General features: G+C 44.1%; 12 protein-coding genes. 7 read left to right on the top strand and 5 right to left on the bottom strand.

Going from position 1 to position 15,083, the window contains the following annotated elements; genetic code table 11:
• Window positions 1-17: 17 nt before the first annotated feature.
• Together pyk and porW are read left to right on the top strand one after the other, a co-directional pair.
• Window positions 18-1,451 carry a pyruvate kinase gene (gene pyk, locus FN815_RS15665; protein ID WP_142455602.1) on the top strand — a complete coding sequence of 478 codons (1,434 nt, stop codon included), beginning with the start codon at window positions 18-20 and terminating at the stop codon, window positions 1,449-1,451.
• A gap of 31 nt (window positions 1,452-1,482) precedes the next feature.
• Window positions 1,483-4,302: a type IX secretion system periplasmic lipoprotein PorW/SprE gene (gene porW, locus FN815_RS15670; RefSeq protein WP_142455603.1), complete on the top strand. Its 2,820-nt coding sequence runs from the start codon at window positions 1,483-1,485 to the stop codon at window positions 4,300-4,302.
• Here porW and FN815_RS15675 read toward each other — a convergent pair.
• Window positions 4,289-5,317, bottom strand: coding sequence for a quinone-dependent dihydroorotate dehydrogenase (locus FN815_RS15675; RefSeq protein WP_142455604.1), 1,029 nt, complete (start codon window positions 5,315-5,317; stop codon window positions 4,289-4,291). The two genes, porW and FN815_RS15675, sit on opposite strands and share 14 nt — an antisense overlap.
• Before the next feature lie 99 nt (window positions 5,318-5,416).
• Here FN815_RS15675 and pabB point away from each other — a divergent pair, with 99 nt between their 5' ends.
• From pabB to FN815_RS15700, 5 genes are all read left to right on the top strand, one after another.
• Window positions 5,417-6,658 carry an aminodeoxychorismate synthase component I gene (gene pabB / locus FN815_RS15680; RefSeq protein ID WP_246075326.1) on the top strand — a complete coding sequence of 414 codons (1,242 nt, stop codon included), beginning with the start codon at window positions 5,417-5,419 and terminating at the stop codon, window positions 6,656-6,658.
• A 59-nt stretch (window positions 6,659-6,717) separates the two neighbouring features.
• Window positions 6,718-8,202: a magnesium chelatase ATPase subunit I gene (locus FN815_RS15685; RefSeq protein ID WP_142455606.1), complete on the top strand. Its 1,485-nt coding sequence runs from the start codon at window positions 6,718-6,720 to the stop codon at window positions 8,200-8,202.
• Between the two features lie 471 nt (window positions 8,203-8,673).
• On the top strand, window positions 8,674-8,886 hold the full coding sequence (gene rpmE / locus FN815_RS15690; protein ID WP_142455607.1) for a 50S ribosomal protein L31: 213 nt from the start codon (window positions 8,674-8,676) through the stop codon (window positions 8,884-8,886).
• A gap of 99 nt (window positions 8,887-8,985) precedes the next feature.
• Window positions 8,986-9,579, top strand: a complete 594-nt coding sequence (locus tag FN815_RS15695) for an MBL fold metallo-hydrolase (protein ID WP_246075328.1) — start codon at window positions 8,986-8,988, stop codon at window positions 9,577-9,579.
• Between the two features lie 108 nt (window positions 9,580-9,687).
• Window positions 9,688-11,838: a T9SS type A sorting domain-containing protein gene (locus FN815_RS15700; protein ID WP_142455609.1), complete on the top strand. Its 2,151-nt coding sequence runs from the start codon at window positions 9,688-9,690 to the stop codon at window positions 11,836-11,838.
• 99 nt (window positions 11,839-11,937) lie between these two features.
• On the opposite strand, the gene FN815_RS15705 is transcribed toward FN815_RS15700, so the two are convergent.
• From FN815_RS15705 to FN815_RS15720, 4 genes are all read right to left on the bottom strand, one after another.
• Entirely contained in the window at window positions 11,938-12,561 is a 624-nt protein-coding gene (locus FN815_RS15705) for a tetratricopeptide repeat protein (protein ID WP_142455610.1), read from the bottom strand.
• A 55-nt stretch (window positions 12,562-12,616) separates the two neighbouring features.
• Entirely contained in the window at window positions 12,617-13,132 is a 516-nt protein-coding gene (locus FN815_RS15710; RefSeq protein ID WP_142455611.1) for an LPS-assembly lipoprotein LptE, read from the bottom strand.
• Window positions 13,119-14,414, bottom strand: a complete 1,296-nt coding sequence (locus FN815_RS15715; RefSeq protein WP_142455612.1) for a sigma-54 interaction domain-containing protein — start codon at window positions 14,412-14,414, stop codon at window positions 13,119-13,121. Before FN815_RS15715 ends, FN815_RS15710 begins: the two co-directional genes overlap by 14 nt.
• Window positions 14,415-14,564: 150 nt before the next feature.
• Window positions 14,565-15,047, bottom strand: coding sequence for an Lrp/AsnC family transcriptional regulator (locus FN815_RS15720; protein ID WP_142455613.1), 483 nt, complete (start codon window positions 15,045-15,047; stop codon window positions 14,565-14,567).
• Between the last annotated feature and the right edge of the window lie 36 nt (window positions 15,048-15,083).

Raw genomic sequence — 15,083 nt, forward strand, 5'->3', positions numbered from 1 at the left:
TTAAATATTCACTCTCTATGATTTCTGCAAGGCGCCGCACAAAAATTGTTTGCACCATTGGCCCAAGTTGTAACACCCAGGAAAAAATTGAAGACTTATTATTGCACGGGATGAACGTAGCCCGGTTAAACTTTTCGCACGGTTCGCACGAAGACCATGCAAAGGTGATCAAACACATTCGAAAAGCTGCCCGCAAATATCAGTATAGTGTACCTGTTTTAATGGACTTGCAGGGCCCCAAAATTCGCGTGGGAAATATGAAAGACGGAGCACAGAAAGTTGAGAGTGGCTCCACTATAAAAATCACAGCTGAAGATGTTGAGGGTACGAGTGAAGTGGTACCCATCGATTATAAAAACCTGATCCATGAAGCAGAGCCCGGAAATACCATTTTGCTGGACGACGGACTGCTTGAGTTTAAAGTCACCGAAAAACACCCTGATTCCCTGATGGCAGAGGTCATCATCGGGGGGATGTTGAAATCTCGCAAAGGGGTGAACTTGCCTAATGTACGTATTTCTATTCCTTCCTTAACGGAGAAAGATCTTAAGGATCTTCAGTTTGGTATCGAACAGGATGTGGATTTAATTGCTCTTTCATTCGTGAGAAGCGCCAAAGATGTACGGGATATCATCTCAAGGGTAAGGGCGGCTGGCAGCCAGGCAGCTATCATTTCAAAAATTGAAAAACCGGAAGCTTTGGAAGTGATTGATGAGATCATTGAAGAATCCGACGGAATTATGGTGGCAAGGGGTGATTTGGGTATTGAGATCCCAACTGAGCAGGTGCCGGTGGTGCAAAAAAGCATCATCGAAAAATGCCGAATGGCTGGTAAACCGGTAATTACGGCCACGCAGATGCTTGATTCTATGATCAATAACCCGCGCCCAACCCGTGCTGAAAGTTCAGATGTGGCCAATGCTGTTCTGGATGGTACGGATGCCGTAATGTTATCCGGAGAGACGGCGGCCGGTGAATATCCGATGGAGGCAGTAAATGTTATGGATCGAATCTGCCGTTCTATAGAAGATAAGCGCCCTCAAATCTACAATAGCCTGAAATATCGCAAGCCGGAATGGCGTGAAAAACAAGTGATAGAATCTTTAGCGTACTCGTGCGTTACCATTTCCGATAATGTGGAAGCTAAGGCGATAAGTACTATCACACACTCAGGAAACACCGCACGGCGAATTGCGAAGTTTCGCCCGAAAGTGCCTATTGTAGCTTTTACGGAAAGCCAGAAAGTTCGGCGCCAGCTTAACCTGGTGTGGGGCGTATATTCCGTTCGTCTTGATGAGCTTTTTGATACAGATCGCAGTGTCCGTTTGATGGAAGAATATCTGCGGGATAACGGCTTGGTTAAAACCGGCGACCGGGTAATTGTAGCAACAGGAATGCCCATTGCTAAACGCGGCCGTACTAATATGATTAAGGTAAGTACGATTGACTAACATCGTGCGTTAAAGCAGCACAATTTATTTTATGCGCAATTTTGTAATACTTATTTCTCTGGCCATTTTGCTAACCGGATGCGGGTCTGCCCTGAAATCCAACTGGAGGAATTTTAATGCCTATTACAATACATTCTACAATGCTACGCAAAGCTACGAATCGGGGCTTGAAAAAAACCTGAATCAGTCACGGGATTATAATCCCCTTCAGCCTATACGTATTCACCAGGAGCCTGTAAATGCCGGAGCCCAGGAGTTTGATAAAGCCATCACCAAGGGTGCTGATATCCTCCGTAAATATAATGATACCAAGTGGGTTGATGATGCCCTTCTGCTCATAGGTAAATCCTATTATTATCGGCAAGAATACTTTTCAGCCGATCAGAAGTTTAAAGAGCTGTACGTAACTACCGAAAATCCCGAGATGAAACAGATTTCGGTTTTCTGGCAGGGACGCGTACTGTTAGAAATGGAGCTGTATAATGAAGGGATTGCTTTTTTATCTGAGCAGATTAGTTTGCTGGAAGAGGATGAGGATGGATGGAATGAACGTCACAAAGCACAGGTACAAGCGGTATTAGCCCAGCACCATGTTGAATTGGAAAACTGGCAAACTGCAGCCGATCAGCTTTCTGAGGCTTTGCCTGATCTGCCAAAAAAGGAATATAAGGAGCGAGGCTACTTTCTTTTGGGACAAATCTATGAGCAACTGGATGATACCGATGCCGCTTTTGCTGCTTACGATAAAGTCAGTGACCACTATGTAGAATACAGGGTGCAGTACCTGGCGCTGCGTAAAACAGCTGAAGTAGCCAGAAGGCTGGGGCGCCTCGATGTAGCGTACTCTATTTTTGACAATATGGTACGGGATGATAAAAACCTGGAATATAAGGCAGAACTTGATTTTGAACTGGCCCGCACAGAACAAGATCGTGGAAATATCGAGCGTTCGGAACGATTGTATAATTCTGTGCTTCGTAATCAACAAAATAAAGCCAGTGCGGAGATTAGAGCCCAGGCATATTACGGGCTTGCCGAAATGTATCGGTACCAATATGATGATTTCAAAAAAGCAGCTGCTTATTATGATTCAGCTGCTCAGCAAAATGTAGCTCCCGAACGATTACCAGAGGATTTTAAGGCTGGTGAATTGTCTGAATCGTTTGGAGAATATGCCCGTTTACGCTCTCAGGTTGCTTTACAAGACAGCCTTCTGCGGCTTGGACAAATGTCGGAAGCGGAATTTGATTCTGCGATGGCTGAATTACGTAAGAAGAAAATTGCTGAAATAGAGAGACAGCGCCGCGAACAGCGTAACCTGCAAAACCAAATTGTTAACACCAACAACCGCCAACAGCGCGGACAGAATACAGGAAGCCTCAATAATGGCTTTCTGAATTCAGATAATCCTTCCTTACAGCAAAATGAAAAAGCACAGTTTTTAGCTATTTGGGGAGACCGTCCGTTGGCTGATAACTGGCGTGTGGCTTCTATGATCTCAAATACAGCAGGTAATGCCGACGAGAACTTATCGGAAGCCGAAGGTCAGCAGCAAACACAGGATCAGGTCCGGGTGAATATTGATATTAGTAATATTCCTTTTAAACCAGCTGAGCAGGACTCTGTTCGTAAACTTATTGCTTCTTACCAGTATGAATTGGGTAACCTATTCTTTTTATCACTGAACATGCCCGATAGTGCCTCTTATTACTTTAATGAAGCGCTGGAAAACCCTGCTACCCAAAATGTGAATATGGTTTCTCTTTATGCACTTTCCGAATTATATGCTATGCAGGAAAACCAAAACCAGGCCGTAAGATATGCTCAGCTGTTGGTGGATGATTATCCCTCATCAAACTATGCTCGCCGGGTAAGTGAAAAGTACAATTTTGAACGAGAAACTGAGGAGGAAGCCAGCGGCATAGATACGGTTCAGGTCTTCAACCTCATTCAGCAAAACGACACCCTCTCTACCTTGGAAAAAGCAGGACGTTTGGTTCAGTTTGCCGATTCTTTCAAAACACACCGCTTAGCCCCTTTGGCCCAGTTCCAGGCCATTCAGGACTACATGGAGGCTGGGAAGCAAGACTCGTTGTATAAGTCTCAATTCACCAACTGGGTGCGGGTCAATGAGACTTGGGAAGAAAGAAAGCGGCTTTTGGCGGAAGAAAAAGATTCCGCCCGTGTAAGATTAAACGATACAACCTTAACCCAGGAGCAGCGTGCGCCTTTTCAGGCTGTTATAGATTCTACCCTGGAAGAGCCTGATTTTGCCGAGTATTTTCCCTACAAGGGAGCCGACTGGGACAGCGCCCGTGCAGCTATAGATACTTTTCTTGTTCATTTTGATACTTCGCGCCTAAAGCCAAGAGTCACCGTTTTAAAACAAGAGCTGGCCAAACCCTCTGATCAGAAAGAAACAGAAAGGCCACGCGAAGAAGAAGTACCAGTGGTGGAAACTGCCCCTGGAGAATACAGGCGCTGTGAGGAATTGGATATAAGCCTTGCAGTACGAGGAGGGATGGAGCAATTCCTTGCTGAAGTTACCAATACGGTAGACGCCGGGGTGAACGAAATCAGTTACCGCTTCCGGATTAACCAACGGGGTATTGTCGAGGATTATTCACTGCTGAGCGCTCAGCGTCAAGATTCTTTGATTCAATCCGATTCGTCTGCTGCAGATTCTATGGCGGCCAGTTCTTTGGCTGTAAATTCAGACTCACTGAATGCAGAATGGAGAACTGCCTTCGAAGAAACAATTGAAAATAACCTGCTATTTGAACCGGTTCTTTACCGCGGGCAGGCCATTAAAGCGGAATGTGTGGTTACTTTCCCGCTTAAAGACGAATAGCTTTTTTTAATTCTCTAACTAGGCCGGGTCCTTTATAAATCATTCCCGTGTAAATTTGAAGTAAGCTTGCTCCGGCTTCCAGCTTTTCAAGGGCCGCTTCTGCTGAATCTATTCCCCCGACTCCCACAATTGGTTTTTTCCCTTCGGTAATTTCATGCAGCCATCGTACTACCTGGGTGCTTCGCTGCCGAATAGCCCGGCCACTTAAGCCACCATTTCCAATGGTTTGCAGGCGGGCATTACTGGTGTTTAAACCTTCACGAACCGAGGAGGTGTTGGTAGCTACGTATCCCGATATATCATAATCCTCGCAAATTGAAACCAGTTCCGCAAGGTTTCTTTTATCGATATCTACAGTGAATTTTACAAGCGAAGGCTTGCGTCCGGCTTTGGCTGGCTCCAGTGTTTGCAGAAGATCACGGAGAGCACTTGGGTCTTCAAATGTTTTCCCTTCACCGGTATTTGGGCACGAAATATTGATGGTGATATAATCCGCTACCGGCTGGGCTTTTTCGTAGCTATACAAATAGTCTTGCAACGCTTCGTCACCCTCTATGGTTGCATCATTCGTTTTAGCTATGTTTACGCCAAGGGGGATATCCAGATCAAGGTCGGCAAGACGCGCCGTGATAACATCGGCCCCTTCGTTGTTCAGTCCCATCCGGTTAATAAGGGAATGATCCTGGGGTAACCGAAAGGCTCGTGGTTTAGGGTTTCCTTGTGAGGGCTTAGCTGTGATGCTGCCCACCTCAACAAATCCAAAGCCGAGGGCTTGCATGGCACGGGGTGTGGTTCCGTTTTTATCGAAACCGGCGGCCAGTCCAACTGGATTTGGAAACCTTAAGCCAAAGAGGTTTTGTTGAAGTCCCGTATCCGGTTGTTTGTATATGGCAGAAGCCAGTTCCTGCAGCACGGGATTGCGGTGGGTTAGTGATGCCATTAAGATAGCCATCTCATGAGCTTGCTCGGCATCCATTTTAAAAAGGAGTGGTTTTAACAGTCGTTGATACATCATTTGGACAATGATACGAAAAAACGTTCAAAAAGAGTGAAAGAAGCCTTATTATCGGGCGCAAATACTATGAGATTATCATCCCCACAAATAATAAACCTATTGCGAAACTTGCGAAGCGAAGGTCCGGTAATTTTTCTGGATTCGCAGATGCAAGGCCATCCGGCGAGTAGTAAAAGCTATATTGCGGCCCGACCAAAGCGCTGGATTAAGTCTATAGATGATGGAATTGAAATTTATGAGGGAGATCAAGTTCGTCAAGAGAAGGGTAATCCCTGGGGGTTACTTTCCCGGTTTTGGCAGAAAAGCTGGTTATTTGGTTATCTGGGATACGACCTGAAAAATCACCTCGAAAAGCTCTCATCAAAAAATAAGGCTGAGGTGGATGTACCCGACTTATACTTCATGGAACCCGAACTGATTTTAGAATTAGAAGAAGACGGAGAGGCGAAAACAATTAAAGGGAAGGTTCCGGAAATAAAATCTTCGGAAAATATAAGCGGTGAATTTCATATCAAGCTGGAAACACAGATTTCGGAGCATGAATACAAAGCCAAAATTAAGCGGGCTCAGCAGGATATTACAGAAGGAGAATACTATGAAATCAATCTTTCACATCCGCTGGTTTTTGAGGTTACAGGGGATAGCCTGGATTTATACCAGGCAATGAAGCAGGTGGGGCCCGTCCCATTTGGGGCATTTCTGCAATTGGATGATGTATCGGTCTGCTGTGCCTCTCCCGAACGTTTTTTAGCACGAAAAGGGCAGCGGGTTTGGTCTCAGCCTATTAAAGGGACGGCTTCGCGGGCAGGACATTCTGCCTCCGATCCTGCCATTGAGACACTTCTTAATTCGGAAAAAGAGCGTGCAGAAAACCTGATGATCGTGGATCTGGTGAGAAATGATCTGGGGCGGGTCGCTTTAAAAAACTCGGTACAGGTCTCTGATTTATTTGAAATTCAGACTTTCGAAACGGTACACCAAATGGTTTCTACGGTGGAATGTACGGTGAGCCAACAGGCCAACAGCTTTGATGTTATTAAGGCTTGTTTCCCTATGGGCTCGATGACCGGCGCCCCAAAAATTGCGGCTATGAAAGCGATTGAGGAGCTGGAAAGTTATCGTCGGGGAATCTACTCCGGAGCTATTGGATACATTCAGCCGAATGGTGATTTTGATTTTAACGTGGTTATCCGGTCAGCAATAAGAGAAGGCCGTAAACTTGTATACCCAACGGGTGGAGCCATAACCAGTGATTCGGATCCGGAAGCTGAATGGGAAGAAACCCTTGTAAAAGCGCAAGCTCTTACCCGGATTTTAAATAATATGGAAAGTGCTGAATGAAGTAGACTCATTATCGGTTTTAAAAACAGAACTAATTCAGATATGAGGAACGTATAATAATGAAGGCAAGCACGTTAGGCGAGTTGAAAGATAGCGGGTGGAAATCCGTTTCGGTTAAAGAAGAGATTAGAAATAACCTGATTCAAAAAATTAAAAACAAAGAGGAGCTGTTCCCCGGCATTCTGGGTTATGATAAAACCGTACTTCCCCAGATACAGCACGCATTGCTTTCTAAGCACGATATGATTTTGCTGGGATTGCGCGGTCAGGCTAAGACTAAGATTTTGCGCCTGCTGGTTAATTTCATGGATGAATACATCCCGATTGTAGCCGGCTCCGAGATCAACGATGATCCACTGAACCCTATTTCAAAGTATGCCAAAGATTTAATAGAAGAGAAGGGAGATGATACCCCTGTTGAGTGGCTGCACCGATCCCTCAGATATGGCGAGAAGCTTGCCACTCCCGATACTACCGTCGCTGACCTGATCGGTGATATTGATCCCATTAAAGCAGCTACTAAAAAGCTGACTCTGGCTGATCAAAGCGTGATCAATTTTGGATTAATTCCACGTACCAACCGGGGATTATTTGTGATTAATGAGTTGCCTGATCTTCAGCCCAGAATACAGGTGGCTCTGTTGAATATCATGCAGGAACGTGATATTCAGATTCGTGGCTTCAACGTACGAATCCCCCTGGATGTATCGATGGCATTTTCAGCCAACCCTGAAGATTATACTAATCGTGGGAATATCATCACCCCGCTAAAGGATCGTATTGATTCACAGATCATCACGCACTATCCCAAAGAAATTGGCATTGGTGTAGACATCACCCGGCAGGAAGCCTGGCAACACCGTGAGTCTGGGGTGGATATTCATATCTCTGAACTATTTCGTGAAATCATTGAGAAAGCAGCATTTGAAGCCCGTGATTCTGAATATGTAGATCAGAAAAGTGGTGTGTCAACTCGGATGACTATCACAGCTCTGGAACAGGTAGTTTCATCTGCAGAACGCCGCGCCATTGTAAATGGGGAAGATTCTACGGAAATCCGGATCGCTGACTTGTATCATATGGTGCCGGCGCTTACCGGTAAGATTGAGCTGGTGTATGAAGGTGAACAGGAAGGTGCATTAAATGTGGCCAAGCATATTTTAGGCAAAGCAATAGGGAAGATATTTAAGATGCATTTCCCCGACCCGCAAAGTAAAGCCGATGAGCAGAAGAAAGTGTACAAAGAAATTACCGACTGGTTTGCCGATGGTAATGAAGTAAATATTTCGGATACGGTCAGCACACAAGCCTATAAAGAAGAATTGGATAGAGTAAGCGGCCTCAAATCCCTTGTGAATGAGCACATTGATGATGCTAATGAAACTGAAACATACGTGTGGATGGATTTTGTGCTTGAGGCTCTGCACCAGCATTCTATGCTAAGCAAGCAGGATCTGGACGATCAAACGCTTTACACCGATATGCTCGGATCTATGTTTTCTTCTCTGGGAGATATAGATGATGACTTTGACGAGTTTGAGTGATATGGTTGATTGAAGATTAAAAATTAAAGATTCAAGATTGGATAAAGCTCCGGCAACCATCAAAGTGTTGTTTAAGCTATCCTGAATTATTGGGATCTTTTGAAGGATTTTAATTCTCATCTACTCTCACTTATAGAGGTCATTAATGGTTGGAATAAGAGACCGTATTTGTTGAAGGATTAGCTATTAGATTATTTTTGAAATTTCTTCAGTCATGAATTTTAAATCTTTAATTTTCAATCTTTAATAAATTTAAAACCTCGCCCCACACGCTCTGCGTTGGAGCGCAACAGGTGAACCAATAAAATTGTTTTCCTCAGACGTAAATCCACATATTTATGTAACTGGTTCAAGCGTCCGCTTGGACCAAGTAATGTGATGTTCAATTTTCCTTACAAATAAATTGAATTCAGTTTTTGATAGTGTTATCTTTAAGGCCTTTGCAAATTTCAAGCAAGACAGCATAAGATCATGAAGAAAGGAATTCATCCAGATTACAAAGAGATTACGGTAGTGATGAGCGATGGTACCGAAGTAGAAACCCGCAGCACTATGGATACCCAAGATGGGGTATACCGCAGCGAGGTTGATTCTAAAAACCATCCGTTTTACACTAAGAGCAATACATTTACCTCTACTGCCGGACGTATTGATCGCTTTAAGCGACGTTACGGCAAAAAGTAAGTTTTGTAACTTAATTTTATACAAAGGATGTATCTTATCGGTACATCCTTTTTTTATTTCAGGCATATGGAACTGCATATTTTTGAAGTTGGCCCATTCATGGAAAACACCTATCTGCTCACAAAAGACGGGCAGCACCTGCTGATTGACCCAGGCTTTTCCAGTGCAACGGAGTATCAAGAGTTCGAAGAAAAGTTAACCGGAGAATTGGTGGGTGTGGTTTTAACACACGCACACGTAGATCACGTGATGGGGCTTAGCCGGGTTAAAAACGATTACGACGTACCTGTCTATCTCTCCGATGAAGACCGGTTTTTGTGGGATAATTTCGGGAGTCAGGCCCAAATGTTTGGCTTGCGTCAACCTGATTTCAACTTTACTCCAAAAGCCTTGCCATCGGGAGGTGACTTTACGGTAGGTAACTTTGAGTTCGAATGCCTGTACACGCCCGGACACTCCCCCGATCATATTTCCCTGTATTTCAAAGAAGAGCAATGGGTGATTGCGGGGGATGCCTTATTCAAAGAGAGCATTGGTCGCACCGATTTATACAAGGGCAATTTTGAGGTTCTCGAAAAAAGCATCAAAGAAAAGCTCTACGTTCTACCGGAAGAAACAAAGGTATATCCCGGACATGGCCCCGCTACCACTATTGGCCATGAGAAGAAGCACAATGGGTTTGTGAAAGGGTAAGCCGCTGGCAAATAAGGCGTATTCTATCTCTTTTTGATTATCCCGGAGAATTTATCTAATGTTGATTTGGTGTTACCACTTAATATTAGAGAGTTAAGGGATTGAAATATGGTACTTCTACATACTTTTTTCCGGGTTATAATGATTGGGATTCTTGCCACTTTTCTTTTAGAGGATAATCCAGTCCAAGCCCAAACCTGGCAATCTCTAAATGGGCCATTGGAGTCCAATATTTCCAAAATTATAGTTCAAGGAGACTCCATTTTTGTAGTCTCACATGAATTAGATGGCTTCTTTAAAAAACATAAAGATGCAGATCAATGGTTATTTGTGCATTTTTCAGTTTCGTATGGTAGCTCTGCTCCCGAGATGTTTAATTCTCTAGAAGTAAAATCAGACGGAACATATTTTGCCGGTCTTCCCGGTGGCGCTGTTCCTGTGAAAACTAATGAGATTGATTATTTTTACACATCCGATGATTTTGGGGAATCCTGGAAGCCTATGGGAGATGGGCTCGGGTACTGCAGCGGAGGCATTTACCCTGGGGTAAATGCCATAATAATATCACGAAAAGGAAGCCTCATTGTAGATTGTGGATATAGCATCTATAAGTATTCTGATGAAGAACAAATCTTTAAAGAAACTTCCGAAAACCTTACCATATCCTCAAACCCTGTGTTCTCCTTCTATGAATTCGAAGATACGCTTGCAGCGGGTAGAGCAACTGGAATCGAATACTCAACTGATGACGGAGATAGTTGGACGACTTCTTCTTTCGATTCGGTTGAGGTGTTTGATTTCGAATTCATGAGTGGAAAGTGGTTTGCAGGAACCAATGCAGGTCTTTATAGCAGTAACTCTATCACCGGAGCATTTAAAAAGGTTAATGAGCTGCCTGAGTTAGAAGTTTATGCTTTGTATAGATACAAAGATCATCTTTTTGTGGGAACAGGTTCCGGGGCATTTCGAATCAATCCAATGGATGCCAGCGTACGTGCCATTTTCAATGATTCGCACGATGGTGCCATTAAAGCCTTAAATAGCGTAGAAGACATGCTCTTACTTGGTACTGAGGAGGGGTTATATGAATGCAGTACAGGTGAGGAAAATTGTACGTTAACAGGTGTGCCAAACGCCGGAATTCGAACGATTAATTTCCAGGGAGAGGATACTCTTTGGGTAGGAACCAGAACGGGTGTTCACCGCTATTTTAAGCAAACCGGGCAATGGGATTCTTCCTTTGTACCTATCAGGGGAACAACTTTGAGAGGTAATATCATCCCCTTAAGTGATAACCGTTTTTATAGTTTTGGGCGGAATTATTTCTACAGTTGTTCTATGGTTAATTCCCGATGTGATAGCACCCAGGTAGATCCGGGGAATACAATTTTTGATGTAAAGAAAAATACGGAAGGAGATCTGTTTTTGGCTACCCGGAGACGAGTTTTTAAATCGATCAATAAAGGAGAGAACTGGGAGCTGATTTACAGTAGTCCCGAAGGGCAAAATTTTAGTTTAAATACATTTTCTGATTCTCTGTTATTCATCAATAGTGATGCCATCAAATATAATCTGATCGATAACAGCTATGAGAGTATCGATAAAACAGTGTCTCTTGTAACACAGGATGGAATCCTCTATTCAAGTAGTAATGGGATACATAAAAGTACGGACTTTGGCGAAACATGGACTACTATTTTTCGGAGTTCAGATATTTCAAATCAAGATTTAGGCGGGATAAAATTTCTCTTGAATAATGAAGATGAAAATAAACTATATGCCATAACTACGGAGGGAGCAGTTTTTGTATCCGAAAACCAAGGGGAATGGGGAGTAAACAAAGAAATGTATCCAGTGTATACAGAGAGTGTGGCAATTGGACCGGGTGGTACTTTGTATCTTGGTACGAGCACTGCCGGTGTTTTCTCCAACACCAAACCCCTCAATCCGCCCATTACTATTTCTAATGAAGAGAAAGCAAAAGGCTCTATTCCCAGGCAATTCAATCTAAAGCAAAACTATCCCAACCCGTTCAATCCAACCACCATGGTACCTTATGAACTAAGCCAGGCTGTGGAGGTACGTATTTCCCTGTATAACATATTTGGGCAAAAAGTAAGGGAGTATAACCTTGGGTTGCAACAACCTGGTGCATATCAACATCCAGTTGAGATGAATCAGCAAGCAAGTGGAGTGTACCTTTTAAAGATGCAAGCGGGCGAGCATTCGGATGTTGTTAAAATCTCTTTTATAAAGTAGAGGAATTCCCTGCTTTTGGCCAAACTCATTTAGGTTTTTTAAACAGGTATCGTTGGGGAGTTTTTTGCTACACTGTTCAATGAGATAGCACCCAACTATTTAACCCGAAGCATCCTCTTTCAGCTTCGCAATGGCTTCCTGAAAGTCCTTTTCTTTTTCCGGCTTTTTAAGGATTAGTTGCTCGTACATCTTGATAGCCTCTTTATGGCGTCCCTGCTGAGCGTGTATTTTTGCCAGAGTCTCAGAAATTACATCATCTACTTCTTCGGCTTGTTTGCTCAGATCTTTACCGTCTGACTCATCGTCTTCTTTATCGGGAATTTGTATGCGTTGGGATTCCGCTGCCTCCAGCAGTTCAATCAGTTTATCAAGGTCGAGCACCGGCGAAGTCCGGGAACCATGTTGCAGCTGTATTCGGGATGAGGTGTAAGAATGTTCGGGGATGGCAGCTTCAAATTTTTCGGGGTGAACCAGGAAGTAATGCAGGTGCTCCATTAGTGGACTGCCCGGCGCATAAGTTTTTGCCTTCAGGGCTTCTTTAACGGCTTTTTGTTGCTCATTTTGCAGATGATAAAACCAGGCGAGCAAAAAGTGTCCCACCGCATCCGGTCCACGCCTTTTAAGGTGCCGCTTGAGCTTTTTGATCACCTCATCGGGTTCATCGTCAAACTTCTCGGCGTAAGACGAAAGTGACCTGGGTATGTTAAAAGGGAGTTGCTGCATAAGTTTAATTTCGGTGCACAATAATAAAGTGATGCGGCCTTACTATCAAAACAAATTACCAATTACTTACGGCATCGTTGAACATATTATTAGCGACCTGTTCGAGGGCTCCGTCGGCGGCCAGGTCTTCGCCTTCAATGGGGTTTTCATTGGGATCGTAGGTGAATTCTCCCGTAAATGATTTATTCCACTCCGGTTCTTCTTCAGATGCATACACAAAGGAGGCCCGAACCGTGATGCGCACCTGGTTTTGGTTGGCCCGTTCGTCACCTCCAATACTAAAAGGACGGTTGCTGTAACCGGTAATCACTCCATCGAGTACCGCATCGGCATCTTCTTCGCTATTTGCCAGCTGTAGCTTGCTTTGGTTTACAAAACGCTCGATAAGTGCCTGATTTAAACGGTCACTTAAATCCCCCAAACCACTGTTTGATTGATCAGGAAAGAAAGGAATGAAGATAGTGTTTACGCCCGGAGGGATAGAAGCCCCGGTGAAACTGTAACGCAGGCAACCGGTCAGGCTTAAGGCCGTAATCAAAAAAACAAACCACCGTAGTTTAATCGAGCCCATACTGATCCAGTTTTCTGTAGAGCGTGCGTTCACTTACTCCAAGGGTTTCGGATGCTTTGCGGCGGTTCCCGTCAAAGCGTTTTAGGGCCTGCTGAATGAGAAACTTTTCGGCATCCTCAATAGAGGGAATGTCATCGCTGTCGAAAAAGGTACTCAGTTCTGATTCTTCTACTTCTTCAATATCTTTTTGGCCGGGCATGGATTGCATCCCAAGAGAACCACTGTCGCCAACGTTGACGTTTACACCACCAACTTCACTATTATCCATATCTACTTCGTCACGTACAGACGCAGGCAAAGCTTTCAGGTTTTTCTGGGAAAAAGTGGAATACAGGAAGTTCGCAAACATCTTTTTTACATCGGCGATGTCATTGCGCAATTCAACAAGGGCGCGATAAACCAATTCACGGTCTTTGCCGTCAAAATCATCAGAGGACTGCTGTTGTTGCTCCCGTGGTTTCTCTGAAAGCATAGGCAGGTTGTCGGCGCTTCCCTCATGCTGCCGGCCTTTGAGGTACTTCTGAAGCTTTTCCTTGTCAACAAATTGGGACTTTTCCAGCACTACCAATTGTTCAGCCACATTACGCAGCTCACGGATGTTACCCGGCCAGCGGTAAGAGGTGAGCAATTCGCGTGCTTCGTCAGAAAATCCCTTAAATACCGAATCGTATTTGGCGGAGTACTCTTTTACAAACTTGCGGAAAATTGGAATGATGTCTTCTGGACGTTCCCGCAATGGAGGCAGCTTGATCTTTACGGTATCCAGTCGGTAGTAGAGATCTTCTCTGAAGGAACCATCCTGCACCATTTGCCATAAATCCTGGTTGGTGGCTGCAATTACACGTACGTCGGTGGTCTGTACTTTACTGGAACCTACACGAAAGAATTCACCGTTTTCGAGTACCCGCAGCAGTTTTACCTGCACATTTTTTGGGGTATCCCCGATTTCATCCAGAAAGATGGTTCCTTCGTCCGCTTTTTCGAAATAGCCCTGGCGGGATTCATTGGCTCCGGTAAAGGCGCCTTTCTCGTGGCCAAATAATTCACTTTCGATGATACCCTCAGGAATAGCGCCACAGTTTACAATAACCAGGTGGTTATTCTTGCGCTCGCTCATGGCATGAATGGCCCGTGCCGTAACGTCTTTACCAACGCCACTTTCACCTTGTAAGGTTACGGTGATGTCGGTTTTGGCCACCTGCATAATTTTATCAATAACCTGACGCATAGCATCCGAGCTACCGAGCAAGCCATATTGTTCCTGAAAGACTTCGCGATCCATAAAAGATGTGTAGTTGCAAAATTAAAGCTTCGCCAAACTGCTTAGATAAATTGTAGACGAAGCTTTGTTAAACTTACTGCCAGAACGACATAAGTTAATGAATATACCCGTGGTAAGTAAGTAAAATGTAGGAGGAAAAAGTGAAGCTATTTACGACTTTATCAGCTCAACAGCATGCTCTACGGGAAGCTTACGGGTTTCTTTAAAACTGGAAAGCACAAGGTTTGAGCGGGTTTTACTCACCCCTTCCCAGGCTTGGATACGGGAAAGAAGACTTTCAAACGAGCCGGTATTTTTTGTGCGAACTTTTAGAAAGTGCGATCCGTCACCGGTAATAGAATGGCACTCAAGTACTTCGGGCTCCACAATGGCTTTGTCTACAAAATCACGGTAATTTTCAGAGCCGTCCACTTGAACGAAAATAAAAGCAGTGATATCAAAGTGAAACTTTTTACTGTTAAGAATAGCATTGTATCCCTCGATTAATCCACGTTCTTCCAGTTTTTTCATTCGCTCTGAAACAGAAGGAACCGAAAGATTTACCAGTTCTGCAATAGTATTACGCTGTGCACGCCCATTGTCTTGTAAATGATTGAGAATAGCCAGATCGGTATCATCTAATAAATGACTCATGATAAACGGTTTTAAACCTAATAATTATTGGTGTGG

Origin of the sequence: Gracilimonas mengyeensis, from assembly GCF_900182705.1 — a bacterium.
GTDB classification, from domain to species: Bacteria; Bacteroidota; Rhodothermia; order Balneolales; family Balneolaceae; genus Gracilimonas; species Gracilimonas mengyeensis.

What these genes read in the sequence shown, in the direction of transcription:
- pyk (WP_142455602.1), top strand. Translation starts at nt 18, where the DNA reads ATGATTTCTGCAAGGCGCCGCACAAAAATTGTTTGCACCATTGGCCCA.
- porW (WP_142455603.1), top strand. Translation starts at nt 1,483, where the DNA reads ATGCGCAATTTTGTAATACTTATTTCTCTGGCCATTTTGCTAACCGGA.
- FN815_RS15675 (WP_142455604.1), bottom strand. Translation starts at nt 5,317, where the DNA reads ATGATGTATCAACGACTGTTAAAACCACTCCTTTTTAAAATGGATGCC.
- FN815_RS15685 (WP_142455606.1), top strand. Translation starts at nt 6,718, where the DNA reads ATGAAGGCAAGCACGTTAGGCGAGTTGAAAGATAGCGGGTGGAAATCC.
- rpmE (WP_142455607.1), top strand. Translation starts at nt 8,674, where the DNA reads ATGAAGAAAGGAATTCATCCAGATTACAAAGAGATTACGGTAGTGATG.
- FN815_RS15695 (WP_246075328.1), top strand. Translation starts at nt 8,986, where the DNA reads ATGGAAAACACCTATCTGCTCACAAAAGACGGGCAGCACCTGCTGATT.
- FN815_RS15700 (WP_142455609.1), top strand. Translation starts at nt 9,688, where the DNA reads ATGGTACTTCTACATACTTTTTTCCGGGTTATAATGATTGGGATTCTT.
- FN815_RS15705 (WP_142455610.1), bottom strand. Translation starts at nt 12,561, where the DNA reads ATGCAGCAACTCCCTTTTAACATACCCAGGTCACTTTCGTCTTACGCC.
- FN815_RS15710 (WP_142455611.1), bottom strand. Translation starts at nt 13,132, where the DNA reads ATGGGCTCGATTAAACTACGGTGGTTTGTTTTTTTGATTACGGCCTTA.
- FN815_RS15715 (WP_142455612.1), bottom strand. Translation starts at nt 14,414, where the DNA reads ATGGATCGCGAAGTCTTTCAGGAACAATATGGCTTGCTCGGTAGCTCG.
- FN815_RS15720 (WP_142455613.1), bottom strand. Translation starts at nt 15,047, where the DNA reads ATGAGTCATTTATTAGATGATACCGATCTGGCTATTCTCAATCATTTA.